This is a genomic window from Pantoea sp. App145 (assembly GCF_047947045.1).
GTDB lineage: Bacteria > Pseudomonadota > Gammaproteobacteria > Enterobacterales > Enterobacteriaceae > Pantoea.
Genome location: NZ_CP133290.1, coordinates 3906331 through 3931514 on the forward strand (window position 1 = coordinate 3906331; position 25184 = coordinate 3931514).

General features: G+C 45.3%; 29 protein-coding genes, 1 other RNA gene and 2 pseudogenes. 15 read left to right on the forward strand and 17 right to left on the reverse strand.

The genetic code is table 11. The features are described 5' to 3' along the window. Positions 1 to 358 precede the first annotated feature (358 nt). The 4 genes from mgtA (at position 359) to RCF31_RS18025 (ending at position 4319) form a co-directional block, all read left to right on the forward strand. A complete protein-coding gene (gene mgtA, locus RCF31_RS18010; RefSeq protein ID WP_416411864.1) occupies positions 359 to 3082 on the forward strand; it encodes a magnesium-translocating P-type ATPase in 2724 nt (907 codons plus the stop codon). A gap of 38 nt (positions 3083 to 3120) precedes the next feature. Beyond that, positions 3121 to 3336, forward strand: coding sequence for a hypothetical protein (locus tag RCF31_RS18015; RefSeq protein WP_416411865.1), 216 nt, complete (start codon positions 3121 to 3123; stop codon positions 3334 to 3336). 151 nt (positions 3337 to 3487) lie between these two features. Continuing rightward, entirely contained in the window at positions 3488 to 3745 is a 258-nt protein-coding gene (locus RCF31_RS18020) for a DUF1471 domain-containing protein (protein ID WP_299449667.1), read from the forward strand. A 1-nt stretch (position 3746) separates the two neighbouring features. Then, positions 3747 to 4319, forward strand: coding sequence for a TetR/AcrR family transcriptional regulator (locus tag RCF31_RS18025; protein WP_299449668.1), 573 nt, complete (start codon positions 3747 to 3749; stop codon positions 4317 to 4319). Here the strand turns inward: RCF31_RS18025 and RCF31_RS18030 are convergent. The 5 genes and pseudogenes from RCF31_RS18030 to RCF31_RS18050 form a co-directional block, all read right to left on the reverse strand. Then, positions 4316 to 4975, reverse strand: coding sequence for an epoxyqueuosine reductase QueH (locus tag RCF31_RS18030; RefSeq protein ID WP_084876377.1), 660 nt, complete (start codon positions 4973 to 4975; stop codon positions 4316 to 4318). The two genes, RCF31_RS18025 and RCF31_RS18030, sit on opposite strands and share 4 nt — an antisense overlap. Before the next feature lie 117 nt (positions 4976 to 5092). Continuing rightward, positions 5093 to 5449, reverse strand: coding sequence for a hypothetical protein (locus tag RCF31_RS18035; RefSeq protein WP_299449669.1), 357 nt, complete (start codon positions 5447 to 5449; stop codon positions 5093 to 5095). Positions 5450 to 5571: 122 nt separating this feature from the next. Further along, on the reverse strand, positions 5572 to 6039 hold the full coding sequence (locus RCF31_RS18040; protein ID WP_416411866.1) for a rhodanese-like domain-containing protein: 468 nt from the start codon (positions 6037 to 6039) through the stop codon (positions 5572 to 5574). Between the two features lie 55 nt (positions 6040 to 6094). Further along, a pseudogene (locus tag RCF31_RS18045) lies at positions 6095 to 6235 on the reverse strand (ArsR/SmtB family transcription factor); the annotation flags it as partial. A gap of 52 nt (positions 6236 to 6287) precedes the next feature. Further along, a complete protein-coding gene (locus tag RCF31_RS18050) occupies positions 6288 to 6476 on the reverse strand; it encodes a YegP family protein (protein WP_299449670.1) in 189 nt (62 codons plus the stop codon). Positions 6477 to 6998: 522 nt separating this feature from the next. Here RCF31_RS18050 and RCF31_RS18055 point away from each other — a divergent pair. After that, positions 6999 to 7202: pseudogene (locus tag RCF31_RS18055) on the forward strand (helix-turn-helix transcriptional regulator). A gap of 999 nt (positions 7203 to 8201) precedes the next feature. On the opposite strand, the gene RCF31_RS18060 reads toward RCF31_RS18055, so the two are convergent. The 3 genes from RCF31_RS18060 to mobQ all read right to left on the reverse strand — a co-directional run bounded on the left by RCF31_RS18060 (position 8202) and on the right by mobQ (position 10783). Beyond that, on the reverse strand, positions 8202 to 8579 hold the full coding sequence (locus tag RCF31_RS18060; protein ID WP_416411867.1) for a hypothetical protein: 378 nt from the start codon (positions 8577 to 8579) through the stop codon (positions 8202 to 8204). A gap of 36 nt (positions 8580 to 8615) precedes the next feature. Continuing rightward, complete coding sequence (locus RCF31_RS18065) at positions 8616 to 9110, reverse strand: DUF4755 domain-containing protein (RefSeq protein WP_079844914.1); 495 nt, start codon at positions 9108 to 9110, stop codon at positions 8616 to 8618. Between the two features lie 362 nt (positions 9111 to 9472). After that, positions 9473 to 10783 carry a MobQ family relaxase gene (mobQ, locus tag RCF31_RS18070; RefSeq protein WP_416411868.1) on the reverse strand — a complete coding sequence of 437 codons (1311 nt, stop codon included), beginning with the start codon at positions 10781 to 10783 and terminating at the stop codon, positions 9473 to 9475. A 340-nt stretch (positions 10784 to 11123) separates the two neighbouring features. Between mobQ and RCF31_RS18075 the strand changes: the two genes are divergently transcribed. From RCF31_RS18075 to RCF31_RS18100, 6 genes are read left to right on the forward strand one after another with little or no spacing between them, the layout of a single operon-like run. Then, the gene (locus tag RCF31_RS18075) at positions 11124 to 11309 is read left to right on the forward strand and encodes a hypothetical protein (protein WP_001528714.1); all 186 of its coding nucleotides are present in this window, start codon (positions 11124 to 11126) and stop codon (positions 11307 to 11309) included. Further along, complete coding sequence (locus RCF31_RS18080) at positions 11306 to 11641, forward strand: hypothetical protein (RefSeq protein ID WP_416411869.1); 336 nt, start codon at positions 11306 to 11308, stop codon at positions 11639 to 11641. The genes RCF31_RS18075 and RCF31_RS18080 overlap by 4 nt, the downstream gene beginning before the upstream one ends. Further along, on the forward strand, positions 11631 to 11981 hold the full coding sequence (locus RCF31_RS18085) for a hypothetical protein (protein ID WP_001528603.1): 351 nt from the start codon (positions 11631 to 11633) through the stop codon (positions 11979 to 11981). The genes RCF31_RS18080 and RCF31_RS18085 overlap by 11 nt, the downstream gene beginning before the upstream one ends. Next, positions 11974 to 12384 (forward strand): hypothetical protein, encoded by a 411-nt coding sequence (locus RCF31_RS18090; RefSeq protein WP_416411870.1) that lies wholly within the window; start codon positions 11974 to 11976, stop codon positions 12382 to 12384. The genes RCF31_RS18085 and RCF31_RS18090 overlap by 8 nt, the downstream gene beginning before the upstream one ends. Beyond that, positions 12381 to 12617 (forward strand): hypothetical protein, encoded by a 237-nt coding sequence (locus tag RCF31_RS18095; protein ID WP_416411871.1) that lies wholly within the window; start codon positions 12381 to 12383, stop codon positions 12615 to 12617. The genes RCF31_RS18090 and RCF31_RS18095 overlap by 4 nt, the downstream gene beginning before the upstream one ends. A gap of 1 nt (position 12618) precedes the next feature. Continuing rightward, positions 12619 to 13083, forward strand: a complete 465-nt coding sequence (locus RCF31_RS18100) for a hypothetical protein (RefSeq protein ID WP_416411872.1) — start codon at positions 12619 to 12621, stop codon at positions 13081 to 13083. Positions 13084 to 13284: 201 nt separating this feature from the next. On the opposite strand, the gene RCF31_RS18105 is transcribed toward RCF31_RS18100, so the two are convergent. From RCF31_RS18105 to smpB, 4 genes are all read right to left on the reverse strand, one after another. Then, positions 13285 to 15024, reverse strand: coding sequence for an LA2681 family HEPN domain-containing protein (locus tag RCF31_RS18105; RefSeq protein ID WP_416411873.1), 1740 nt, complete (start codon positions 15022 to 15024; stop codon positions 13285 to 13287). An 82-nt stretch (positions 15025 to 15106) separates the two neighbouring features. Continuing rightward, positions 15107 to 16327, reverse strand: coding sequence for an integrase domain-containing protein (locus RCF31_RS18110; protein ID WP_416411874.1), 1221 nt, complete (start codon positions 16325 to 16327; stop codon positions 15107 to 15109). A 167-nt stretch (positions 16328 to 16494) separates the two neighbouring features. After that, positions 16495 to 16875: a transfer-messenger RNA gene (gene ssrA, locus RCF31_RS18115) on the reverse strand. Between the two features lie 43 nt (positions 16876 to 16918). After that, positions 16919 to 17401, reverse strand: a complete 483-nt coding sequence (gene smpB / locus RCF31_RS18120; RefSeq protein ID WP_416411875.1) for an SsrA-binding protein SmpB — start codon at positions 17399 to 17401, stop codon at positions 16919 to 16921. A 159-nt stretch (positions 17402 to 17560) separates the two neighbouring features. Here smpB and RCF31_RS18125 point away from each other — a divergent pair, with 159 nt between their 5' ends. After that, positions 17561 to 17995 (forward strand): type II toxin-antitoxin system RatA family toxin, encoded by a 435-nt coding sequence (locus RCF31_RS18125; protein ID WP_299455970.1) that lies wholly within the window; start codon positions 17561 to 17563, stop codon positions 17993 to 17995. Beyond that, positions 17988 to 18278: an RnfH family protein gene (locus RCF31_RS18130; RefSeq protein ID WP_299455972.1), complete on the forward strand. Its 291-nt coding sequence runs from the start codon at positions 17988 to 17990 to the stop codon at positions 18276 to 18278. Before RCF31_RS18125 ends, RCF31_RS18130 begins: the two co-directional genes overlap by 8 nt. A 54-nt stretch (positions 18279 to 18332) precedes the next feature. Here RCF31_RS18130 and bamE read toward each other — a convergent pair whose 3' ends face one another. The 3 genes from bamE to nadK all read right to left on the reverse strand — a co-directional run bounded on the left by bamE (position 18333) and on the right by nadK (position 21482). Further along, on the reverse strand, positions 18333 to 18680 hold the full coding sequence (gene bamE, locus RCF31_RS18135) for an outer membrane protein assembly factor BamE (RefSeq protein ID WP_299455974.1): 348 nt from the start codon (positions 18678 to 18680) through the stop codon (positions 18333 to 18335). A gap of 188 nt (positions 18681 to 18868) precedes the next feature. Beyond that, entirely contained in the window at positions 18869 to 20530 is a 1662-nt protein-coding gene (recN, locus tag RCF31_RS18140; protein ID WP_416411876.1) for a DNA repair protein RecN, read from the reverse strand. A 73-nt stretch (positions 20531 to 20603) separates the two neighbouring features. Then, on the reverse strand, positions 20604 to 21482 hold the full coding sequence (gene nadK, locus RCF31_RS18145; RefSeq protein ID WP_084876362.1) for an NAD(+) kinase: 879 nt from the start codon (positions 21480 to 21482) through the stop codon (positions 20604 to 20606). A 123-nt stretch (positions 21483 to 21605) separates the two neighbouring features. Here nadK and grpE point away from each other — a divergent pair, with 123 nt between their 5' ends. Then, positions 21606 to 22184 (forward strand): nucleotide exchange factor GrpE, encoded by a 579-nt coding sequence (grpE, locus tag RCF31_RS18150; RefSeq protein WP_084878548.1) that lies wholly within the window; start codon positions 21606 to 21608, stop codon positions 22182 to 22184. Between the two features lie 46 nt (positions 22185 to 22230). Here the strand turns inward: grpE and ung are convergent, their stop codons facing one another. Continuing rightward, positions 22231 to 22908, reverse strand: a complete 678-nt coding sequence (gene ung, locus RCF31_RS18155) for a uracil-DNA glycosylase (RefSeq protein ID WP_313685128.1) — start codon at positions 22906 to 22908, stop codon at positions 22231 to 22233. 266 nt (positions 22909 to 23174) lie between these two features. On the opposite strand from ung, the gene grcA reads away from it, so the two are divergent. Continuing rightward, positions 23175 to 23558, forward strand: coding sequence for an autonomous glycyl radical cofactor GrcA (grcA, locus tag RCF31_RS18160; protein WP_084876360.1), 384 nt, complete (start codon positions 23175 to 23177; stop codon positions 23556 to 23558). Between the two features lie 196 nt (positions 23559 to 23754). On the opposite strand, the gene srmB is transcribed toward grcA, so the two are convergent. Next, positions 23755 to 25083, reverse strand: coding sequence for an ATP-dependent RNA helicase SrmB (srmB, locus tag RCF31_RS18165; protein ID WP_208716125.1), 1329 nt, complete (start codon positions 25081 to 25083; stop codon positions 23755 to 23757). Positions 25084 to 25184 lie beyond the last annotated feature (101 nt).

The following is a 25184-nucleotide window of genomic DNA, read 5'->3' on the forward strand; positions in this document are numbered from 1 at the left end:
CTCTCTTTTCTGACGATTGTTCCCATGCTTTAACTTTTGTACGGGCTACTGCCCAGGGGATAACGTCATGCACATGATTTTACACGCACTTTTCCCTCCACCTCGGTGCGCACACTGATCTTCAGTGTGCTGGTTCTTCCTGCGCATCTGGCGACAGAACGCGGGCATCGACATCGTTGAATATTCATTACTTACTGTCTCAGTGAGCGGGATAACTTATTTTCTCTTCCCGTAAACAGGCATGAATATTTCGTGTGTGTCGTTTTTTTTTAATAACGCTTTGCCGTTAATTTATTTCCCAATAATGCATGCCAGACATGCAGGGATATTTATCGCCGTAAAAAAGAGGAGTGTCACGATGACTGACATGAAACTCAATAAAGAAAAAAGAGCGCTGAACATCGCACGTCAGCCGCGTCAGAAAACCCCGCGCTATCTGATTGAAGAAGAAGCTGCTTTCACCGCCAGTGAAACCCTGGCTCGGGTGCATAGCGATGCGCAGGGACTGAGTGCCAGTGAAGCTGAAGCGCGTCTGGCGGTATTTGGTCACAATCAGGTGGCACATGATAAAGCGCCACCAGCGCTGGTACAGCTGTTGCTGGCGTTCAACAATCCATTTATTTATGTCCTGATGGTGCTGGCCGGCGTGAGCTTCTTCACCGATTACTGGATACCGGCACGCCATGGCGAGGAGACCGATCTGACCGGTGTCATCATCATTTTGACGATGGTAACGCTCAGCGGTTTGCTGCGTTTCTGGCAGGAATTCCGTACTAATAAAGCGGCTCAGGCACTCAAATCTATGGTGCGTACCACCGCGACGGTACTGCGTCGCGAATCGGCACAGCAACCCGCGTGCAAACAGGAAGTGGACATTACCACCCTGGTGCCGGGCGACATCATTTATCTCTCTGCCGGGGATCTGGTGCCTGCCGATGTGCGCCTGCTTGATTCACGCGATCTGTTTATCAGCCAGGCAATTCTGACTGGCGAGTCGCTGCCGGTGGAAAAATATGATGTCACCGGCAACCTCGCCAGCAAAAGCATGGCTTCCAGTGAGCAGGGGGCTTCTCTGCTGGAACTGGGTAGCGTGTGTCTGATGGGAACCAACGTCTCCAGCGGTACAGCGAAAGCCGTAGTGGTGGCGACCGGAGAGGAAACCTATTTTGGCAGCCTGGCGAAATCCATCGTTGGCAACCGTACGCAAACGTCGTTTGACCGTGGAGTTAACAGCGTTAGCTGGTTGTTGATCCGTTTTATGCTGGTGATGGTGCCGGTGGTTTTGCTGATTAACGGCTTGACCAAAGGTGACTGGCTGGATGCTGCATTGTTTGCCCTGGCGGTGGCGGTGGGCCTGACACCGGAAATGCTGCCGATGATTGTCAGTTCCAACCTGGCGAAAGGTGCGATCGCCATGTCACGCCGCAAAGTTATCGTGAAACGTCTGAATGCGATTCAGAACCTGGGTGCGATGGATATTCTGTGTACCGATAAAACCGGCACGCTGACCCAGGACAACATTATTCTGGAGCACCATCTTGATTGTGCGGGCGTGGAAAACTCACGCGTACTGATGCTGAGCTGGCTGAACAGCCACTATCAAAGTAGCACGCCCAATCTGATGGACCGCGCCATCCTGCGCTACGGTGAACACCGCGTCAGCAGTGCTGTGGCGGATTACTACAGCAAAGTGGATGAGCTGCCGTTTGATTTCATCCGCCGCCGGGTATCGGTGGTGGTGGCAGACCGTCGTCTTGGTCAGCAGTTGCTGATCTGCAAAGGCGCGGTGGAAGAGATGCTGAGCATTGCCACGGCAGAACGTGAAGGTAAGCTAATCCAGCCATTGGATGCGAATCGTCGTGCGGAACTGCTGGCACTGGCGCATCAGTATAACGAACAGGGATTTCGCGTGCTGCTGGTTGCCAGCCGTGTTCTGCCGGAACCCGGCTTACAGCATGCGCTGAGTGTGGCAGATGAGCAGGGGCTGACGATCGAAGGGTTGCTCACCTTCCTCGATCCGCCAAAAGAGAGTGCTGCGAAAGCCATTACTGCGTTGCAGGAAAACGGTGTCAGCGTCAAAGTGCTGACCGGTGATAACCCGGTCGTGACGGCGCGTATCTGCCAGCAGGTCGGTATTGACTGTGGCACCATCGTTACCGGTGATGACATTGCGGCGATGAGTGATGAACAGCTGGCGACAGTAGCCGCGCAGAGTGCGGTATTCGCCAAACTGACGCCATTGCAGAAATCACGCATCCTGCGAGCGCTGCAACAGCAGGATCATACCGTTGGCTTCCTGGGGGACGGTATCAACGATGCACCAGCCCTGCGCGATGCGGATGTGGGGATCTCTGTCGATAGCGCTGCGGATATCGCGAAAGAATCATCTGACATTATCCTGCTGGAAAAAGATCTGATGGTGCTGGAGGCCGGCGTGATGAAGGGGCGGGAAACCTTCGGTAACATCATTAAGTACCTGAATATGACCGCCAGCTCTAACTTCGGCAACGTCTTTTCCGTGCTGGTAGCGAGCGCCTTTATACCGTTCCTGCCAATGCTGGCGATACATCTGCTGATTCAGAACCTGATGTATGACGTTTCCCAGCTGGCACTGCCGTGGGACAAAATGGACCGTGAATTCCTGCGTAAACCGCGTAAATGGGATGCGCGTAATATCAAACGTTTCATGTTGTGGATTGGGCCGACCTCTTCCATCTTTGATATCACAACCTTTGCCGTCATGTGGTATGTGTTCGCTGCCAATACTCCGGCAGTACAGTCGCTGTTCCAGTCTGGCTGGTTTGTAGAAGGGTTGCTGTCACAGACGTTGGTGGTGCATATGCTGCGGACACAAAAAATTCCGTTTATTCAGAGCCGTGCGGCATTGCCGGTGTTGCTTGCCACCGGCTGTGTGATGGTGGCTGGGATTTTGCTACCGTTCTCGCCACTCGGCGCGATGGTGGGTCTGGTACCGCTGCCGTGGGCCTACTTCCCGTGGCTGGTCGCGATTCTGCTGGGTTACTGCGTGCTGGCGCAGGGCATGAAAACGTTCTACATCAAACGTTTTGGTCAGTGGTTCTAAAACCAGGGAGGCGATATGCGCAAACTGGATAAGGTGGTGTGCCATCTGCTAATCATGATGGCAGTGATCGTACTGTTGACGGTAGTGGTGCGTTAACGGATTTAACGATTTGGGCGGTTATAACAGCAGCGTTTTCCCAGGAAGCGCTGCTTTTTTTTGACCAGAAAACGCAAGGCTTGACACGGGTTTATCGTACGCCGGTACGATGGAAGTCTGTTTTTGGAGTATTTAATTATTTTTATGTTATTTTATAGATAATAATTTCTAATTTTGTACGTTGTACGGTGTTTTAATTGGCTATTCTTGTTCAATTTTAATGAATAAGTCTGTCAGGATGACAGGGTTATGTTTATCTGACCATCGCTCTACCATGCGCTCCAGCATTTCCCCCCTATTGGAGCAAATATGAAAACTATCCTTGTAAAACTGATGATGACCGGTGCGCTGGTCTCCCTGAGTGCTTCGGCGTTGGCTGCCACTGAAATTGCGTCTCCAGGAACGCAGCAGGTGATCGGGCATATCAGTGCCAGCGGTGCCAGCAATCTTGACGATCTGGTTGCAGCGCTCGCTCAAAAAGCTGACCGCGCAGGTGCTCCGGCGTTTCATATCACTTCTGCCAACGGCAAGAACACCTTTTCAGGCAGTGCACAGCTGTTGAAGTAAGATGAGTCAGATGATGAGTGTCGGGAAGAGAGCGATGCGCGCTGGCGCTGAGCAGATGCGTGACAACATTTTGCACTGTGCAGCGGCGATTATTCGCCGTGACGGATTACATGCCTGTACCCATCGCGCGGTGGCAACAGATTGTGATATCTCGCCTGGAACCGTCACTTATCATTTTAAAAATCTCGATGAGCTGCATGCTGCGGTCATCGAACGGGCGGTGGAGAATTTTACCCGGCAAACACAAGAGTGGTTTCTCGTGGAAGCAGAAACGGACATCCCACGGCAGCTAACCCGGTTCTTGTTCTGGACGCTGGATGCGCGGGCAAGATTAATTTGTGAGTACGAATTGTTTGTTGCTGCGGTTTCACGCCCTCGTCTGCGGCAGGCAGCAGCGGCATGGATTACCAGTCATCAGCAAATACTGCAACAGCAACTGGCGTTGACTTCGCAGCAGGCAGAAGCCGCGGTAGCGTTCACTGATGCGTGGCTGCTGCGTTCCATTATTCAGGAAGGCAGGCAGCCGGATGCGACGATGGTTCAGCGGTTTTTCACCAGCATTCTGCAGAGCTAGTCTTCATCAGGCTGGTAATACTGCACGCCAATCTCGATGCGTTCCCGACCACTGGCGACGCGATGGCGGTTACTGTCGCGTAATGAATAGATGCAACCACAATATTCCTGCTGATAGAAACGCTCGCGCTTGCTGATTTCGATCATGCGTGCGGAACCCCCACCTTTACGCCAGTTAAATTCCCAATACAGCATATCCGGATAACGTGCGGCGGCACGTACTCCACAATCGTTGATTTGCTGCATATTCTTCCAGCGCGAAATACCCAGTGAGCTGGTGATGACCGGGAAACCATGTTCGTGGGCATATAATGCAGTGCGTTCGAAGCGCATATCAAAACACATGGTGCAGCGCACGCCGCGTTCCGGCTCCCACTCCATACCGCGGGCGCGTTCGAACCAGTTGTCTTTGTCGTAGTCGGCATCGACAAAAGGGACACCAAACTGCTCGGCAAAGCGTATATTTTCTTCCTTCCGCAGTTCGTATTCTTTCAGTGGATGAATGTTTGGGTTGTAAAAGAAAATGGTGTAATCGATACCGGAAGCCAGCATCGCTTCCATTACTTCACCGGAGCAGGGCGCGCAACAGGAATGCAGCAGCACTTTGTTGTGACCGTTTGGCAGGGGAAGTGGCTGGCGGATGAAGGTGTCAGACATAAGCGTGTTTAATGGTTTTTGAAGGAAAACAGCAGTGTAAGGGCTATGCAGCCAGGAAGCAAAGAATGGGGTTTGTTAAGATAAAGAAAAGGCCGCATTTGCGGCCTCTGAGTTAACTTATTCGGTGACTTTTTTCTTCACGTCGCTGGCACCTTCTTTGGTTTTGTTCCAGCCTTTCTGAGCACCTTCTTTGGTGGCATCCCAACCTTTTTCAGTCCCTTCTTTGGTTTTATTCCAGGCTTTTTGTGTGCCTTCGCTCGCCTTGCTACTCAGGCTGTCGCTTTTACCTTCAGCAGCATGTTTAGACTTGAGTTTCAGTTCAGACCCTTCATCCTGAGCCTGATGCAGTTTCTCTTTTGCGGTATTCGCGCCTGCCTGTGCATTGGCTACGGTTTCATCGGTTGCATGTGTGGTAGCGGCAAAAGCCGACGAAGCCAGCAGAAATGCTGATAAAGCGATAATTGTCTTTTTCATGAATATTCCCTCATCAAAGTCATTAATGTTCTGACCGTAGTTAACAATGGCACGCTCAGTAACATCTGGCTTTAGGAATAAACTGTAAATGAATCATCGTGTTCTGACCGGCTTTATTTTTACTACTGGCGATGCCAGGGCATTTTTGCCAGTAAATTTGCCATGCCGTACCAGCCACTGATACCAGCAAAAAGCAAACCCGCGCCGACAAAACCGGATAGTAAAAAGAATCCCTGATGCAGATTATACCCCGCAATAACCCCCACCAGAACCATCGTTCCGGCAGTGATCTGCACCTGTCGCATCAGGAGGAGAGGCTGTCTGTCGTTTTTTACTATCGGAAGACCCGCTTGTTTACAGGCATTGATCCCACCCTCAAGCAGGACGAGTTCGCCACCATCGACGGTTTTTGCCAGCGCTGCTCTGTTCTGTTGGGTACGCGTGCCTACCTGACAATGAAAAATCATGGGACTCTGTGCGGGGAAGGTGTGCAGCGTGTTGCCAGGCTGTATCTCACTCAGAGGCCATGAAATAGCTCCGGGGATGTGCTTGCGGCGAAACTCATCTTTTTCGCGAATATCAACAATCACGGCCCCTTTTTCCTGAGTTGGTTGATTTCATTGGGTGAAGCTGTGGCGTGGCTCATCATGTATTCTCCGGGCAGAAAATCGCTTTTAAGGTCGCTACCAGCTTTTGTACTGATTCATCTTTAATAGAATAATTAACGCGCTGCGCCTGTCTCTCGCTCTCAATGAGGTTTTCCGCCCTCATGCGGGCAAGGTGCTGGCCGTGCAGCATGAAAAAGGGCTGATGACAGCCCTTAAATTAGGCTGCGATGTTAAGTTTGGTCGCGGACATCAGCTGAGCTACCATTCTGCTGAACGGATCTGATGCCATTTTGTGCGGCTTGCTTAGTGGAGTACATTTCGCTGGTGGCGATAGTTTCGCCATTGCTTGCCTTCAACACAAAGTAATACTTCTGGTTCTGTACGGTTTTTGTACTTTTCTTGAGAATGTAATAGCCCATGAGATATCTCCTTATTGAATCCCGGAGCCTCTTGCCCCGGCGACTTAATATTCCTCATGGATAAATATTGATCAATTAATCTTTCTCATGATTTTAGGATGTCGTTAACTTCCTTCTATGTAGCTAGCAGGAGTTACAGACACAAAAAAGCCCGCAAGGCTTACGCTGTGCGGGCTTTCAGGACTTCTGCGGATGGCTCTGGAACCATCTTTGAAGAATTTTGGGCTGGCGTCCCTGTAATCGACTGTTTAATCATTTGATTATTAAATATATTAATTATTTGTGTTTTACATTGAGGTGCAATGAAGGGATAAAAAAAGCAATGTGGCTAAAAAATAAGCACATTTGAATGTCATGACTAGCGGTGAGGAGTTGAACTCATGAGTTCAACTTCCGAAGGTGAATGAATGACTGTTGATTTAAAATAGTCAACTAAAAAAGCACTTTTTGCTAAAAAAAGTTGTTGATCGTCATAAGCGATATTCGAATAATAGCCTCATCAAAACAACTATGAGGAAATATATGAACGAAAGAAAAAGACTTATCCGCTTACCCGAAGTGTTAAACAAGACTGGTTTTTGTAAAGCGTGGATCTATCGGCTGATTAGCCGGGGTGATTTCCCTTCTCCGATCAAGACTGGTTAAAGAACTATCGCATTTGTTGAAAGTGAAGTTGACGAATGGATTGATGAAAAGATTTTTTATTCGCGTAATCAAGCGGCGTAAATATCATTACAGTATTATATTTTATTATTTATATGATTACACCGCTTCCAGTGTAAAACGTCTCAAAATCGCGTACAGAGCGTTTTAGGACTATATATGAAAAACATAACTGATATTAAGTAAAACAGAGACTGGGGTTTAATCTGGTCTTTTTTTGTTTTTCATCTAATCATGTTTTTAAAATATTTTTGATTTTATCTATTGACTGATGTTATATATAGATTTATATAATATAAAGATACAAAAGATTAGAAATGCTTCGTCGACTTTTAACTAATGTTAAATACCACTTCCAGAAGCCTCTAATCTGCATGATTAAACAAGTTTCGCCGACTTTGACATAGATAAAATGTCAATACCATTTCCAGAAACATTTAATCTACAAAAGCAATATAATATTACCCTTGTTGTATCAAGGTCTAAGTACGAAGGACATCGGGTGTTTGGTGAAACTTAGAATATTGCGGCAGCGGTTAACCGGGATATGCGTAGCTGCCAACCTGAATCGCACAATCTAAAAAATTTACAAACAGTAGTATAGACTCTTTAGTAAAACGAGAGTTGTTTGAAAGTTTCATGATTTGTGTTTGCGTGGGTCGTGGGGGAAGTATCAGAATGGAAACGTTCTGAATATTTTCAAGGCGCAATGAGCATCTCCTATCTCTCTATTTCAGCCTTTTTGGCGTGGGGGGTAGGGGGGGAATGCTTAAAGAAAAACTATTTCCTCCTTCGGAGGAAAACTACTACGGCTGAAAGCCGCCCCGCTAAAACACAAACCCCAAAACCTTAAAACCAAAAACTTTTAAATTAATTAATTAGTACTACTAGTACAAATTTTTAATAAAAATAAAGATAAAATACCAGATGAAAATATAAAAATCAAAGTGCCATTTCATGAAGCACTAATAGAAATATAAGTAATGTCAAATCATGGATAAAATATAAAAGAAGTCGGATTACACCAACTTCTTTTATAGGTAAAATGGTATTGGATTTAGATTAATCTAACAATCCGCGAGAAGTTTTACTTGCCGTTTGTCTAAAGGTATAGCGTTCAACAACATCACCTTTAAACCAGATCTCAAGATCTTTCATGTGCGCTGTGCTGCTGTTCTTTAATAATGCTAATCCCGGTATGTAATTTGAAATCTGAGATTCGCCGGACATAACGGAATACCCCCACATTTCTTTACCATCGTTAGTTTCTTTAGTCTGAGGCTCCCCATAAAAACGAAGGATATCTTGTTGAGTAGTTTTACCCTTGATAATCTTAGAGGCTATGTTCTCCTGTGTTTCGTTTTTAATGGATTTGTTTCCATAAACGGTACAACTCGCCAAAGGAAGAATAATAAATGCTGCCGCAATCAATCTTTTCATATCAACTCCAAATATAAATAATAAAACACAACAAGGTTATAAAACGTATTTATTAAAAATGAGAAGCCAGCGATCGCAGATCTCCTGATTGGTCGATGATGTTTTATTTTTCATTGGTAGATTGATTTTCCATGAAGGATTTTTTATATCATCTGTCAGTATAAAAATACCGGAACGCTGATTAGCTAACATTTGTTCATTACTGTTAGCTCCAGCGGACTTTATCATAGAGTTTAGATTATTACCTGTGCTATAAATTTTTCCGGCTTCGGATAGCGTATAATTTATTTCCCTGATGTTGCCGTATTCGAAAGTGCTATCTTTATCTGCATTGAAAATACGTACTGTGCGTTTTTTAGTATTAATGACTATACCGGTATTTTGGCATTCATATGAGAGAATATCACCATCTAACATCTCTGTGTAAGTATTGAGATGCCTTCTTTTCTTAGGGCCAAAGTAAAAAAACTGGCAGAGAATCAGGATAAAAATCACTGCCCAAAAAAGAAAAATAATGTTTTCGGTTTTCATAAAATTTCATTCCTCATAGCGCGATAGTTTTTAGCTTAATCATGAAGATACCAAGGTGATTCGCCCGGCCTTCCACGCTCCGAGCATACCATGAGGAGGGCTACTCTCAAGCAAAATGATCGTTATTACAGATCAATTGTTTAGTATTGATAGTTTTTAGCGATTAAAATTGGTTTATCGATCGGTATGTCAATTGCTTTAATCGATCGATAGTATAGTTATGATAGTTAAAAACTATCATTTGATCGATTTTGATCGATATAAACAATACGACGTTAGGTGAAAATAAACCAATACTATCAATTGGTTAAATTAAATATAACGCTGAGTCATTCATTGGGGATAAAAAATGAGCAAAATACTTAGCGCTGTATTGGTCGGTTTCTTCTGTTCTCATATGCTTCACGTTCTTCATTAAATCTCTGTTCAGTTAATGATATTGTTTGTTTAGCTGTATGAAATTTATTTTTAAACTCACTTTTTGACTGTGTTTTGTTATCTTGTGAAAGTTCAGGGACGGCAGTGCCACCCATCAGATAAGCTTTTTTCTTAGCTGCGGCTTCTTTATTTTCTAAATCCTCTAACTCTTCTTTTTGTGCTTCTGTTAAGTGTAGGTTCTTATCTATTTTCTCATCTATCAAATTAATATTTGATGTTGAACCTGTAGCTGCTGCTGAACTGCTTTTATTATTATTTTTAGTATCTTTAGACGTAGGGGATTTGATTTCATTATCAGCATTAAGATCTGCTTTATCTTCCTTATTGAGTTTAGATTGAAGATATTCTCCAACTCCGCCGAGTTTATTTTGTGGGTTGTTTTCATTGCCTCCCTGTGTAGCATCTGGCAAAGATGCGGCAGAGGAGGAAGCAGGAGCCAGCGGCGAGGGCTTAAGCTGTTTCTGTTCAATGTTGTTAAGTGCTTTTGCCTCTTGTGATACTTTCACTTCTTGTAGCACGCGAAATCTTGCTTGTCGCTCTGGATTGCGGCTATGGCCTCTATGGATAGTCGGCGGTCTGTCTAAGCTGATAGTCTGCGCCTCTTGCTCAACCGTTCTGATAGGGGGGAGGATAGCGTCAAGCTCTGCTTTTTGTTCTTTCAGTGAACGATGATCAATACGCGCATCGATGCCAGCCTTTTGCATGTGCTCGTTCGCTGTGTCTGCCCAGCTCTTGCGCCATTCTTGTAGCTGCTCTTTGCTGTTCCATTCTCTGACCTTTTGCCCGAACCCTGCACCGTCAGGAGTAAGGCGGCGAGTAGTTAGCATTACGTGGAAATGTGGGTTGTCGCTATCGAGCTTGTGAAAAGCTATATCAGCTATCATTCCATTTTTTACAAAATGCTCTTGGCAAAAATCTATTGCTAACGCCTTTTTTTCTTCGTCTGTCATTTCGACAGGAAGCGCAATATTAAACTCGCGTGCTAACTGCGCATCTTTTCTTTTTTCGCTTTTTTCTATCGTGTTCCATAAATATGCAGGCTTTAAAAAATTACGGTCTGCGCTTTCTGGTATTAATATCACACTGTCTGAAATACCTTTCTTTTTGCTGTAGTCGTGGATCTCTCCTGTGTGTTCGTCCGTTAACTTTTCGCCGTGGCGATAAGCTGCCGCAGCTACGCTACTATGCCCCTTACTGCGTGTTATTGTTTGAGCGCTCATATGAAATATTGCCATTGTTTCTATCTCCTGATATTGAAAGCACATACTTTTTAAAACAAGCAAAATATATTTGCTTTTTTAAAAAGCGATTAAGTAATATTGAGCATAAAGCGAATATTACTTTTTATCTTTATGCGTTAGTAAATCCCCATTTATGGGGCGCGCACATTCGAAGAATGTATAAGTGCGCTATTGTAGTTTTTAGCAAAACTAAAATAGCCGCTACACGTAAACCTTTTATCTATAAAATCGCGCTCTGGAAATGAAAATACATATATCGCGCTTTACTTTAATAAATAAATATATTACTTAAAATATATATATCAGAAAAACATAAAAATAAAAGAGGTGGAATATGAATGATATTGATAAAAAAATAGAAGTAGCAGCGTCTGAACTCGTTCGATTGATTATAAAAAAACTACAAGATGAAAATACGGATGTTATATGTAGAACAAGCTTATTTATAACTTACAATCTTTTTTCTCATGAAAGCGATTTTACTGTTGTTTATGACACGTTAGGGGGAGATCTAGAATGATTGGAAATTATAATAATGATTACAACTATGATGATAATGAGTATTTAAATGATGACACTATAGAAATTCCTTTGAGCTGTGAAGATGACGAATATATAGAGGATTATTTAAGAGAACAAGAGCAAGAAAAAAAATCTGTTTTACAGAAAATGATTGAGTATAAAAATGAAAGTTCGTTTTTTGGTCATTTATACGAAATGTCCGGCGTTTTTGGGTTTACCGTTGTTTTATTGCTAGGGTTTATTTTTACGCTGCCGATTTTGTTTATGGCTGGATTGATTGCGCTTTTTATTATGATAAAAGAAAAGAGAGGTTTTAAAAATGGCATTTAATATTGATAAATATAATAAAGTAAAAAAAGAACTTGAACAAAAAGCAAACTTACTAAATAGGTTGGAGCAAGAAATGAAAGCTGAAAAAAGAAAAGAAGATACAGCACGTAAAATAAAAATTGGTGCTGAGTTAATAAGAATAGTTAGAGAAAATAGCAAAGAAGTATCTGACGAGTTAGATTTTACTAATGATTTATCGCTATTGGTCGGGGCTTTAACTAATCATATGGTATTAAAAAGAATATACGATCAGCGCGAGTATTTGAGAGCTGAAGGGGATAAGAGGCTTAACGAATGGAAACTAAAAAATAATAAAAAAAGGAGTAAGACGGATGAATAACTTAAGACCTAACCCGAACCCTCCACGCGAGGGAACGGCGGACATGATTAACCGCCTGAACTTCTATGATACGTCTTTTACTTGCTTACACTTTTTAATGATAGATTTTGATAATGACATGCAAGAAATGAAAAGAAAAAAAGATTTTTACCCGCTCCAGCTTTTAAACAAGCATGATAGAGCAAGTTTAGATTTAGAGATATTAAATATTATTAGAATATCACTTGCTAGCAAAATGTTAGATATTCAAAGTGAAGAACTATTGAGCGCTGATTTATATTTTAATAAAAAAGATGATTTAGACATGGGGGAGGATGCGAGAATAATAGGTTATGTGTTTAGAGACTTTGTAAAACAAAGAATAGAAACAGCGATTAAAACTATTGAGGAGAAAAATATATGAATATATTAGGTTTAATAGCAAAGGAAAAACCTGCGGTAGACGATGGCGGCGGTAGTCTCATTCCTGCCGCGATGGGTTTTTTTATTTGTGCTTTTTTAGTTGCTATCATTGCCTCTGTTGTTTCTAGTGCTTTTCGTTCTGCTAAAAATTCAGCAGACGTGAGTATAAACAATGCAAAAAAATATCACATAGCACTAATAAAAGAGCAGTATAGAAAGAAAGGCGGGGGCTGATATGTTTTATTTAATATGTATGGTTTTTATGGTCATATTTTTTATTGCTTGTATGTTGTCGGTTATATATGCGTCTGAAATATATCAGTGGCAGCATTATAACAGCTATAAGTTTAAGCAATGGTTAAAAAGTGGGAGTATAAAAAAAGATGCGCATGAAGAAAAAATAAAAAAGGAAGTGAAAAAAATGAATATAGATTATATATTAAAACTTCTTAAAAAATACAATATAGATTTTGATTCTAACGAGTTTGTAAATGCAAGTTTTAATATTAAGATGAAATACTACAAGTTAATATTAAATGAAAAGGAGAGGCTGAAAGAAAATAAAATATTAGATGAAGCAGTTAAACAAAAAATAAAAATAGAAACTGATACATTTGACGCTGAAAAATTTCAAAAAGAAGCTGATGAACGTTATAAGTTATTCATGGAATGCCGCAATCTATCCAATAAAGCAAAATAACAACTCCTATATTTAGGGCGTCAAGAAGAATGGCGGGGGTTCCCTTTTAAGGGTTCCGCTATTGTTCTTGATGACACATAGATAAAAAAATTTTATGGGTGGGTGATTCACGTAGTGAAACACTCCACCTATTAGACCTTTTTATCACGGCCTTACATGAAAAAGCATATGTTTAGATCTGCTGAAATGTTCTTAGTACAATCATAAATTATGCTTGAGTGGTACTTCTCTTTGCATGTAAATACCGTCGTTTGGGCGTTTTCGCTCTTCAAAATGGATAGCTAATGATAGATACATTATTGAGTTACGAGCTAAACCAATGAGTTGCATAATTCTTGATTCGAATTGGCTTATTGGCACTAAAAGACAATGTGTTGATAGTTTTTCTTTTTCATGGATTTTTGCTTTTAAGTCTGAATGCTTAGTATTTAGTTTGTTAATCTTTTCTTTAAGCTGTTTAGATAAATGAGGGTCATTTTCTTCATTTGTTTTGTTTATCTTTAATTCAATTTCTCTAATTTCATCTGGTATCGTATTGACCTCTCTTTGAAATTTTGTAAATTCTTCATCATTGTAAGTATTATGTGATGTTGCGAGTTCATAGCCAAAATCATTAACAATTTTCAATGAACGATGTTCCATAGCATTTCTGATTTTAGTAAATGCTACAGCATTTGGATCTAACCATTTTGATACTGAATCAGAGCTACCAACTTTGCGAATGTCTTTTAATATATAGAATAAAGCATGGATAAAAGGATTATCACTATCCTTAAGTTTTTTATGGGGCTTCCATTCATTATTATTGCCTGTGAAGTCGCGAAATAAATTGTCGATGTTTATTTTTCTGTCATGCTTTAAGTCATTTAAATCAAAAAAATGGCTAATTAGGTATGCTATTTTGTCAAAAAGTGAATATATTATTCTGAATGCTGATTTGTATTGGGAAACCTTTAAATTGTTAATTGAGTAAGTCATATCTTCAACGTGTTGAAAAGTTGAGTTGAATATATGAGGCGCATCGTCCGGTATATCCTTTGAGGAATATATTAAATACCGTGCATAGCAGTAGTCATTTTTTAATTCATCATAATTACCATGGTATGATAATTCTTCATGCATTGTAAGCGCACCATTCAGAGATTGGATAAATGATGGTAATGAAAAAATATCTTGGTATGTAATCTGGTAATCGCAAACATCATTTAAATCATTAAGGAAAAGTTTGTTTTTAGCACACCATTCAAAATATTTTTTCTGTTTTAATGATGTGAGTTTTTCAGTGTATTTCATGAAATAATCGAAAGATGATATCTCAAAATTATTCTCAAACCATTTTTTGAAATTGTGTAATCGCTCCCCATCTTCAAGTGATTCTTTTTGTTCTGGATATTGTTTTTTGAAATTATCGAGTCCTTTTTTTAAAAGATTATAAGCAATGAAATAATGATATTCAGAATGTCCTTTATCGTAAAGTGAATTGCCAAGAAATAATTCATTATTGGCTTTTGATATAATTGCTACGGGATTATTATCTATAGAAATAGCTTTGTCATAGTGAGGGATACAGCATAGTGCTCTTCCCTGTGATGAAAGACGGTTAGCTAAATTTGTCTCAATCATAGATCTAAGACTATCATATGCATGAGTGTTATTTACGTGTTCCTGCCAGTTTGCTTTAGGGAGAGTATGTATGGCTTTTCTGTAGAAGATGACCGATTTCATCAAATCATCTGAATACCACTCTGTTTTACGTGTTTCATAGAGTTCGGAATAGCAATTTCCTAGACAGTAGAGATAATGGGCTTCGTACAAGGGGTGAGAAAAGGTGAAATCCTGTTTTGTATAACTTTCGACTAACGCAGCTAAAGAAGCGTGATCACATGTAATGATGTATTGATCCGCAAGTTTACTGAACTTATCAAGTTCATCTTTTGACATTAACAAGGGAACTCCTTAAATATTGATAATTATTAATTGCCGAACTTCGATATTAAAAGATAGTATACATTTCTGTGTTTTATCATGCGGCAATAGACTTATATTTTTGTATTTGGATATAATCACTCCACCATTGCATTAACTCGGCACGCTCGGCTAAATATTCTGCACGGTTGTATGCCGCAATGATTTCATCTTTTTTAGAGTGAGCGAGGGCTGCTTCAAGAACTTCTGTTCTGAACTTACTGGATTCCTCGGCGGCTGTTCTGGCAATAGAACGCATACCATGTGCCACCAGTTCACCGCCAAAACCCATGCGGATGATCGCTGCGTTCGCTGTTTGCTCGTGCATATGGCTAAGAGGAGCTTTGATACTGGGGAAAACCCACTCACGATGACCGCTGATTGGTTTCATGGATTCAAGAATACGCATAGCTTCCTTACTCAATGGAACCTTGTGGGGCCGTTTCATCTTCATGAACTCAGCGGGGATGTTCCAGAATCGGTTCTCTTCGTCGATGTCAGTCCAACGAGCACGGACAGCCTCTCCGGGGCGAACCCATGTAAGAAGTTGCCATTCAATCAGTAGGCGTGTTTCTAAGCGTATAGATGCGTTTGCTAAAGCCACTATGAACCTTGGTAACTCGCTGGGGGGCAGGGCTGGCATGTTTTGCTTTTTTGGCTTGCTGAAACGCTGTGTGAGATTATCTGCGGGGTTGAACTCAATAAGCTCTTCTGTGGCCGCATAACGGAAAATTTCGTTCAGTCGGGAAATTATACGGCGTAGAGTTTCAAGAACACCTCTTTGCTCGATAGGGTCAAGATGTTGTTTCAACATCTTAGGGCGGATCTCTTTAATAGGAATATCCCCCAATGTTGGAAAGATGTTTAGTTCAAGGCTACGCCAGATATCCTTAGCATGATCTTGCGATATGCCTGATGTTTTAATTTTTTCATCAAGCCACTTTTTCGCCACTGTCTGGAATGTGTGTTCAGTGGCATCTTTGAGCGCTTGAGCTTTTTGCTCATTGTGGGATTGGGGATCGATACCCTGTGCAAGCAAAGAGAGGTATTCATCCCGTAGCGCTCTTGCCTGTGCAAGAGTCAGGTAGGGATAGAACCCAAGGCTCATTTTGGCCCGTTTCTTGGTTAAAGGAACGGTATAGCCGAGGTGCCAGATTTTTTTGCCACTTGGTTTGATACGCAGGAACAAACCATCTCCATCCCATAGCGTGAACTCTTTCTCTGTGGGCTTGGCCTTTTTGATCTCTGTGTCAGTGAGTTTTGTTGCTAACTTCGGCATTTTTGCTCCCTCGTTTTTACTCCCTCATCGACGAGGGATAATAGGAGGGTGCCATAAGGAGTGGTTTCTAGCAATTCTCAGTAGACTTCACTGGACATGAAAAAGGCCGCAAACCCTTGTGGAATGCGGCCTTAGTAGACTTTAGTAGACGTCATTTTACTAAAAAGTGGTGGAGCTGGCGGGAGTTGAACCCGCGTCCGAAATTACTACACCGTCGGCACTACATGCTTAGTCCAGTCTTTACATTCGCCTGCCAGCTGCGGATGGACACGCCACTAACAAACTAGCCTGATTGGATTTAACGCTTCAACCCCAGGCAGGGCATCCACGCGATCTCTTTTGGGTTTGACCTCTCTTGATCCCCGTCCTAAGAGCGGAGGCTAGGGAGAGAGGACACCTTCAGTTTCTTAGGCTGATTAAGCTGCGAGAGCAGCAGGTGCGAAGTTTTCGTCGTTTGCGACTATTTTTTTGCGGTTTTTTATCGAGGCCTACCGCACCTCGGCATGCACCTTAGGGTTCACAATCCCGTCGAATCCAGAATCAGCCCCAGGAACTTTTGATTATAGCAAAAAAAACTGTAGATTCCATCCCTTAGCGGTTGGAATTTTTCATGATGCGCGCTTTATCCATCTTCCACTCGCGTTCTTTGATATCCGCGCGTTTGTCGTGCTCTTTCTTACCACGTGCCACACCAATCTTCAGTTTGGCCCAGGCATTTTTCCAGTAAATTGACAAGGCGACTACCGTGTAACCTTCACGATTGACACGGCCATAGAGCGAATCAAGTTCACGCTGCTTCAGCAGAAGTTTACGGTTGCGGGTTGGATCGCACACCACATGCGTAGAGGCCACCGCCAGCGGTTGAAAAGTCGAACCAAACAGATAGGCTTCGCCATCGCGCAGCAGAATATAGCTGTCGCTGATGTTGGCTTTGCCAGCGCGGAGAGATTTGACTTCCCATCCTTGCAACGACATACCCGCTTCGAACTCTTCTTCAATGAAGTATTCATGGCGAGCGCGTTTGTTGAGGGCAATAGTGGCTGAACCGGGTTTGTTAGCTTTTTTCTTTGTCATAGTGCGGCGTAGTCTACATCACTCAGTCTGTGGACGCATCCCCTGTCCTGCGGGGCGGTAAAAAACAGACTATTTTAGCACAGCTGGCAAAGCCGTGAATTTTTGTTTAATGGCTGAAAATGGTATTATTCAACGGTTTTGTGATGAACAGGAACCATTATGGCCCAGATAAGTCGTTCAGCGCTGGTCCCCTACAGCGCTGAGCAGATGTACCAGCTCGTGAATGATGTGGATGCTTATCCTGAATTTCTTCCGGGTTGCACCGGCAGTCGGGTGCTGGAAAACAGCGGTAATCAAATGACAGCTGCTGTCGATGTCTCCAAAGCAGGCATCAGTAAGACTTTTACTACGCGTAACACATTGACCAGCAATCAAAGCATTCATATGCAGCTGGTTGACGGTCCGTTCCGCAAGTTGACCGGGGGCTGGCACTTTACTTCACTGGGTGACGATGCTTGCAAGGTCGAGTTGAGTCTGGATTTTGAGTTCACCAACATGCTGGTAGAAATGGCGTTCGGCCGGGTATTTAAAGAGCTGGCTAACAATATGGTGCTGGCCTTTACTAAACGCGCCAAAGAGGTTTATCGTGCCTGATATCACGATAGAAGTTGTTTATGCGCTGCCGGACAAGCAGTACCTGCGCACCGTAACGCTGGAAGAGGGTGCGACAGTGGAGGAGGCGATTAAAGCCTCAGGACTGTTATCTCTGCGCAAAGATATCGATCTGAAAACGAATAAAGTCGGTGTGTTCAGCCGCCCGGTAAAACTGGATGATACGTTGCAGGATGGCGATCGCGTGGAAATCTATCGTCCGTTGATTGCCGACCCGAAAGAGATGAGACGCCAGCGAGCGGAACGCTCAGCTGAGAAAAAATAGCGAAACGACAGCAACAAAAAAGGCGCTCCAGGCGCCTTTTTTATTGCATCTTACTTAGCCTTCGCTGCCAGTGAGACGCGGTTTGTTGTCGATGTTAGTCAGCACGCCATTGCTATCGAAAGTCAGCGTCAGCGTCTGTTGTTTCACGCTTTCATGACCGGGTTCCTGGCGGAAAACGTAGTACCAGACATTGCTACCGAAGGGATCGCGCATCATCGGGGTACCGAGGGTATACGCGACCTGCTGCTGCGTCATGCCAGTGTGGATTTTAGCCACATCATTGGCGACCAGGTAGTTCCCCTGATTGATATCAGGACGGTATACAACGCGCTCAAGGGTGGAACATCCGGCGGTCATCATCAACATTACCACTGCCGCGGCAGTCAGCATTTTACAGCGCATCTCTACATTCCTTTTCTGGGGCCAAACGCCTTTTCATCAGGCTGTTTTTTTGCCATCAAATTCTGAACTCTGCCTGCGGCAGGCTTTATTACTCTGGCGACATAAGTGCCGATGATAATAAACCTTTTCGCTATTGGAAACCTCTACAGAGCAAGCATATGACCATCGGGCCGGAAAAAAGTGCGGTATCAGGCTGCTAAAAGTTCTTTCGCGTTCGCCAGCGTGTTGCGTGTCACCTCACTACCGCCCAGCAGCCGCGCCAGTTCCTGCAGGCGTGCACGTTTATCAAGCGGTTGCATGTGTGTTTCTGTCATTGCACCATCCGTTTCTTTGCTGACGAAGAAATGTTGATGACCACAACCGGCAACCTGTGGCAAGTGCGTCACGCACATCACCTGGGTTGATTCACCCAACTGACGCAACATCTGGCCGACAACGGCAGCTGTCGGGCCACTGATACCAACATCCACTTCATCAAAGATCATTGCCGGAGTTTCCATTTTCTGCGCAGTAATGACCTGAATTGCCAGCGCGATACGCGACAATTCACCCCCTGATGCCACTTTCCCGAGCGGCTGCAATGGCTGGCCAGGGTTAGTCGTCACGCGAAAATCAATGCGGCTGGCTCCTTCGGCAGTCAGCTGCTCCGGGTTGAATTCCAGCACAATCGCGAATTCACCGTGCGGCATCGCCAGCATGCGCATGCTTTGGGTGATTAACCGGGTCAGTTCCTGTGCTGCAACCTCCCGTTGCTGATGCAGCAGCGTGGCGCTCGCCAGTGCTTCATGATGATGCGCAGCGACAGCAGTCTGTAATGTCTCCTGATCGCTTTCCTGCTGAGAGAGTTGTTCGGCTTCATCCAGCAGTTGCTGATACAACACGGGCAGCGCTTCGGGTGTGACATGATGCTTGCGTGCCAGTGCGATCTGGCGTGACAGGCGTTGCTCCAGTTCGTGCAGACGATTGGGATCGAGATCGAGGCGGTCGCAATAGTGGCGCAGTTCATCGCTGGCCTCACTCAACTGGATTGCCGCTTCTTCCAGCAGATTAAATACGCCGCCGACTTTATCATCCAGCGTGACCAGTTCGCTCAGCATCTGACGTGCGCTATACAGCAGACTTTGCATATTGGTGTCTTCGCTGTCGGCCAGAATCTGCAAGGCCTGCTGGCTGGTCGAGAGCAACTGACCGCTGTTGGCAAGACGTTTATATTCTTCGTCGATTTGCTCAAACTCACCGGGTTGCGGTGCAAACTCATTCAACTCTTTCAACTGGTACTGCAACAGCTCGCGGCGTGCTTCCCGCTCCTGGGAGAGTTGCTGATGCTGGGCCAATGCACGGCAGCTTTGATGCCAGTGTTGATAGTGGGTACGCATCTGGACCAGCAGAGCATCGTGTGCAGCATAAGCATCGAGCAGATGCTTTTGATGTTCGGGTTTGAGCAACAGTTGGTGGGCATGCTGGCCGTGAATCTGAATCAACAACTGACCCAGTTCACGTAGTTGAGAAAGTGGGACCGACGTGCCGTTGATAAAACCGCGTGACCGGCCATCGGCACTGATCACGCGGCGTAACAGGCATTCATTGCCGTCATCCAGTTGATTTTCCACCAGCCAGCGTTGGGCTGACGGTGAGGCTTTCAGCTGAAAGCGTGCACAAATATCCGCACGATTCGCTCCCTGGCGCACCATATCTGCTTCGGCACGACCACCAAGGCACAGGCCAAGCGCATCGATGGCGATGGATTTTCCTGCGCCGGTTTCACCTGTGATCGCTGTCATGCCACGGTGAAAATCGATTTCCAGTTCACGAACGATAGCAAAATTACTGATGGTAAGTTGTGCCAGCATAAATTCACCTGTATAGAAAAACAGATATGGTTTTTCATACAGTATAAACTGGTTTTTTATCCAGTAAAGTGGTTCAGAACAATTTTTTTGACCAGCCAAGTTTTGAGCTTAACGTATTGAAATAATTGTAATTTTTAGGGTGAATTAGATTGAGGTGATGGGTGCTGCGGCGAATCAACACATCTTCACCCTCCTGAATCGGCAATGCAATCTGGCTATCGCAGCTGATCTCCAAATCGTTGCGGCGTGAGGAGAAACGCAGGCGAATGGTACTGTTACTGTTGATCACCAGCGGACGCGCAGACAGAGTATGCGGGAACATCGGTACCAGCACGATGGCTTCCAGCGAAGGTGTCAGAATCGGGCCACCAGCGGAGAGTGAATAAGCGGTTGAACCCGTCGGGGTGGAGATAATCAGGCCATCGGAACGTTGCGAGAAGGCAAAAACCTCATCGATATAGACTTCAAATTCAATCATATGCGCCACTTTACCCGGATGCAGAACCACTTCATTAATGGCGCTGCCAATACGCGGTGAGCAATCTTCTTTGCATACCTGCGCTTCCAGTAAAAAACGGCTTTCGACGAAATAATCGCCTTGCAGTACATCATCCAGCTGTTGCTGGGCGTTGTCTGGATCGAGATCGGTCAGAAAACCCAGATTTCCACGGTTAATACCAATCACTTTGATATCGTAACGGGCCAGCACGCGCGCGGCTCCGAGCATGTTGCCGTCGCCACCGACCACGACAGCCAGGTCGGCCTGCTGGCCAATTTCCGCCAGCGTGCCGGTTTGCACATTTTTCAGTGCCAGTTCGCGCGCAATTTGCTGCTCAACAATCACCTCATAGCCTTTTGCTGTCAGCCAGCGCCACAGCATTTCATGGGTAGTTAACGCAGTAGGATGGCGGGGATGACCGACGATCCCAATGCAGTTAAAGTGTTTGTTCATTTGCGCTCGTATTCCTCATAAGCCAAAACGGCCAGGCAATGTGATGGGTTCCCTTGAAACCGTCAAACTGATCCCCATAATAAGCGAACCAGCGAGATGAATGTGCAAAACGCGGAGAAATTCATGAGTAGTAAAGAACAGAACACCCCAAACGAGCAAGTCTCAGACGAAATTCAACAGGATCAACAGCACTTGGACGCAGAGACGGCAGCTGAGGTGGATCCGCGTGATGAACGCATCGCGCAACTGGAAGCTGAATTAGCTCAGTCGCAGTCCGGTGTGCGTGAAGCACAACTGCGTGCGCAGGCGGAAATCGAAAACATCCGTCGTCGTACTGAAATGGATGTGGAAAAAGCGCACAAATTTGCGCTGGAAAAATTTGCCAACGAGCTGCTGCCGGTCATCGATAGCCTCGAGCGTGCGCTGGAAGTGGCGGACAAAGAGAATTCTGAACTGGCATCAATGATTGAAGGCATCGAGCTGACGCTGAAATCACTGCTGGGTGCGGTGCGTAAATTCGGTGTGGAGGTGGTGGGTGAGACCAATGTGCCTTTCAACCCGGATGTGCATCAGGCGATGTCGATGATGGAATCCGAAGAAGTGGCTCCTAATCACGTGATGATGGTGATGCAGCGTGGTTATACGCTGAACGGTCGCTTGCTGCGTCCGGCGATGGTTGCGGTAGCAAAAGCGAAAAGCTGATTTGCTGCTTAATCACAAACGGCCGCCTGATGCGGCCGTTTGCGTTTCAGGGCAACACCGGTGTCCAGTCAATAACGGGTTTCCCGGCCTGATTCAGCAAGGTGTTGGTCTGCGAAAAATGACGGCTGCCAAAAAAGCCCCGATGGGCGGACAGCGGTGAAGGATGCGGCGCTTTCAGAACATGATGACGCTGGCGATCAATGATGCTGCCTTTCTTTTGCGCATGCGAACCCCACAGCAGAAAAATCACCCCTTCGCGATGCTGGTTAATTGCGCTGATCACGTTGTCAGTAAAGGTTTCCCAGCCAAAGCGCGCATGTGAATGTGCCTGTCCTGCTTCCACTGTCAGCACCGTGTTGAGCAACATCACGCCTTGTTTTGCCCAGCTCTCCAGAAAGCCATGCTGAGGGCGAACAAATCCTGGTATATCCTGCTCCAGCTCTTTATACATATTTAGCAGCGAGGGGGGGATGGCTACGCCCGGTAGTACGGAAAAAGCCAGTCCGTGAGCCTGATTGGGGCCGTGATAAGGGTCCTGGCCCAATATCACTACCTTGATGTCCCCTAACTCGGTCAGGCGAAAGGCATTGAACACATCTTTTTGCGGCGGATAGACCGTTTTACCCGCAGCGCGCTCACTGGCGACCGCCTTCAGGGTCTCCACAAAGTAAGGTTTCTCTTTCTCTTCAGCCAGCACATCGTGCCAGGTCAGCTTCTCGGTCATCATGGACTCCCTGCCAAAAAATTGCGCCTAGCTTAACGCGTCCGGGCGGGGAGCAGAAGGCCAAAAATAATTTGATAATTTACAAAAAAATTTAAAACGTAAACCTGTTATAAAACAAGTTATTAGTTTTTGCTGGCGCCAGGGGGCCTGGTTGAAATTGATGCAGGTCAAAACGGCTCATTTCTGTCAGTGATATACCTGAGCATCAAAGATTTTCGAAAACCGCGCTGTTCAACCGTGGCAGCGCCTGGACCTGGAGGCCATGTATGATTACCGGTATTCAAATTACTAAAACAAATAATCCGCAGCTGCTGAATTCTTTCTGGCTGCTGGACGATGAAAAATCTGAAGCACGTTGCCTGTGTGCAAAAGGTGATTTTGCTGAAGATCAGGTGGTTGCCATCAGCGATCTGGGTGAAATTGCTTACCGCGAAATTCCGGTGGAGCAGAAACCACAGGTACGTATCGAGGGCGGCCAGCATCTGAATGTTAACGTTCTGCGTCGTGAAACGCTGGAAGATGCGGTGAAACACCCGGAAAAATATCCGCAGCTGACCATCCGCGTATCAGGTTATGCAGTACGTTTTAATGCGCTGACGCCGGAACAACAGCGTGATGTTATCACCCGTACTTTCACTGAAAGCCTGTAATTGCGGCTTTTTGCATAACTGACGAAAAGACACACAGCAATCCAGGCCGTACCGGTGCTTACCGGTACGGCCTTTTTGTATTTAATTTTTTAGCTTCGTAACACCAGAGTGAAAAGGGGAGCGAAATGGGAATTTTTGGCAGTTAAACATAAAAAAATCGCCTCACAGGAGGCGATTTCTTGGTAAGTGTGCTGATTTATTCCACACTTTGATCCGGTGTGCCGGAACCGCTTGGCTTGCGGCGTTTACCGATATTTTTAGCATCGCGGTGACGTTTTTTTACCCGCGGTTTTTCGGCTTCTTTCTCTTTCTGCTCTTTACGCTTCGCAAGCACCTTTTTCGACGGTTTTCCGGTCACTTTTGCGCTGGGTGCACGGCTCTCCGGACGTAACTCATCGATGGTACGTGGCTTCAGCGGTTCATTAATATAACGGCTGATTTTGCCCAGCAGCACATGGTCATGCGCTTCAACCAGTGACAGCGCAGTCCCTTTGCGGCCAGCACGCGCGGTGCGGCCAATGCGGTGCAGATAGGTATCCGCAGTACGTGGCATATCAAAGTTGAATACGTGGCTGACATCTTCGATGTCGATACCGCGTGCAGCGACGTCGGTGGCCACCAGTACGTTGACGCGACCGTCATTCAGACGTTTCAGCGCTTCGTTGCGCTTGGCTTGCACCATCTCGCCTTCGAGATAGCTGCAACGAATACCGGCTTCATGCAGCCAGGTCACCAGTTCATGCAGACGCTCGCGCTTACGCACAAACACAATCGAGCGTGTGACTTCAGGTTGCTTCAGCAGATGCACCAGCAGTTTGGTTTTGTGCTCGAGGTCGTCAGCACGGTAATACCATTGCTGAATTTTCTTACGCTCGCGCTGGCTGGGATCCGAATCAACTGAAACCGGGTCATTCAGCAGGCGTTCGGCAAAGTCTTTGATGCTGTCGCCTTCCAGCGTGGCGGAGAACAGCAGCGTTTGCTTACGCCAGCGGGTTTCGCCAGCGATGGTTTCGATGTCCTGGGCAAAACCCATGTCCAGCATGCGGTCGGCTTCATCGAGAATCAGCGTTTCAACGGCGCGGCAGTCAAAGTTTTCTTCTTTGATGTATTGCAGCAAGCGGCCCGTGGTCGCCACCACGATATCCTGATTTTCGCTGAAGACTTCAGCGTGGTTCATGTAGGCAACGCCGCCAGTGATGGTGGCGATATCCAGATGTGTATGTTTTGCCAGTTCACGCGCGTGATCGGCAACCTGCATCGCCAGTTCGCGCGTGGGCGTTAAAATTAAAATGCGCGGCGGGCCTGATTTTTTACGTGGGAAATCGATCAGGTGCTGCAAAGCCGGCAGCAGATAAGCTGCGGTTTTCCCCGTTCCGGTCGGTGCTGAACCCAGTACGTCACGGCCCTCCAGTGCGGCAGGGATGGCCTCAGCCTGGATGGCTGTTGGGCGCGTGAAGCCTTTTTCCTGCAGGGCATCCAGCAGGCTTTCGTCGAGTTCGAGTTCGGAGAATGTGGTTACGGTCATGGTCTACCTCAGTTTGGGGCGCTGATTATAGACAGAACAAACATAATCTTCATCTGTTTGTGTGCCGATGTCGTTCGGCCAGGAGATGTTTTCCCTGCCGA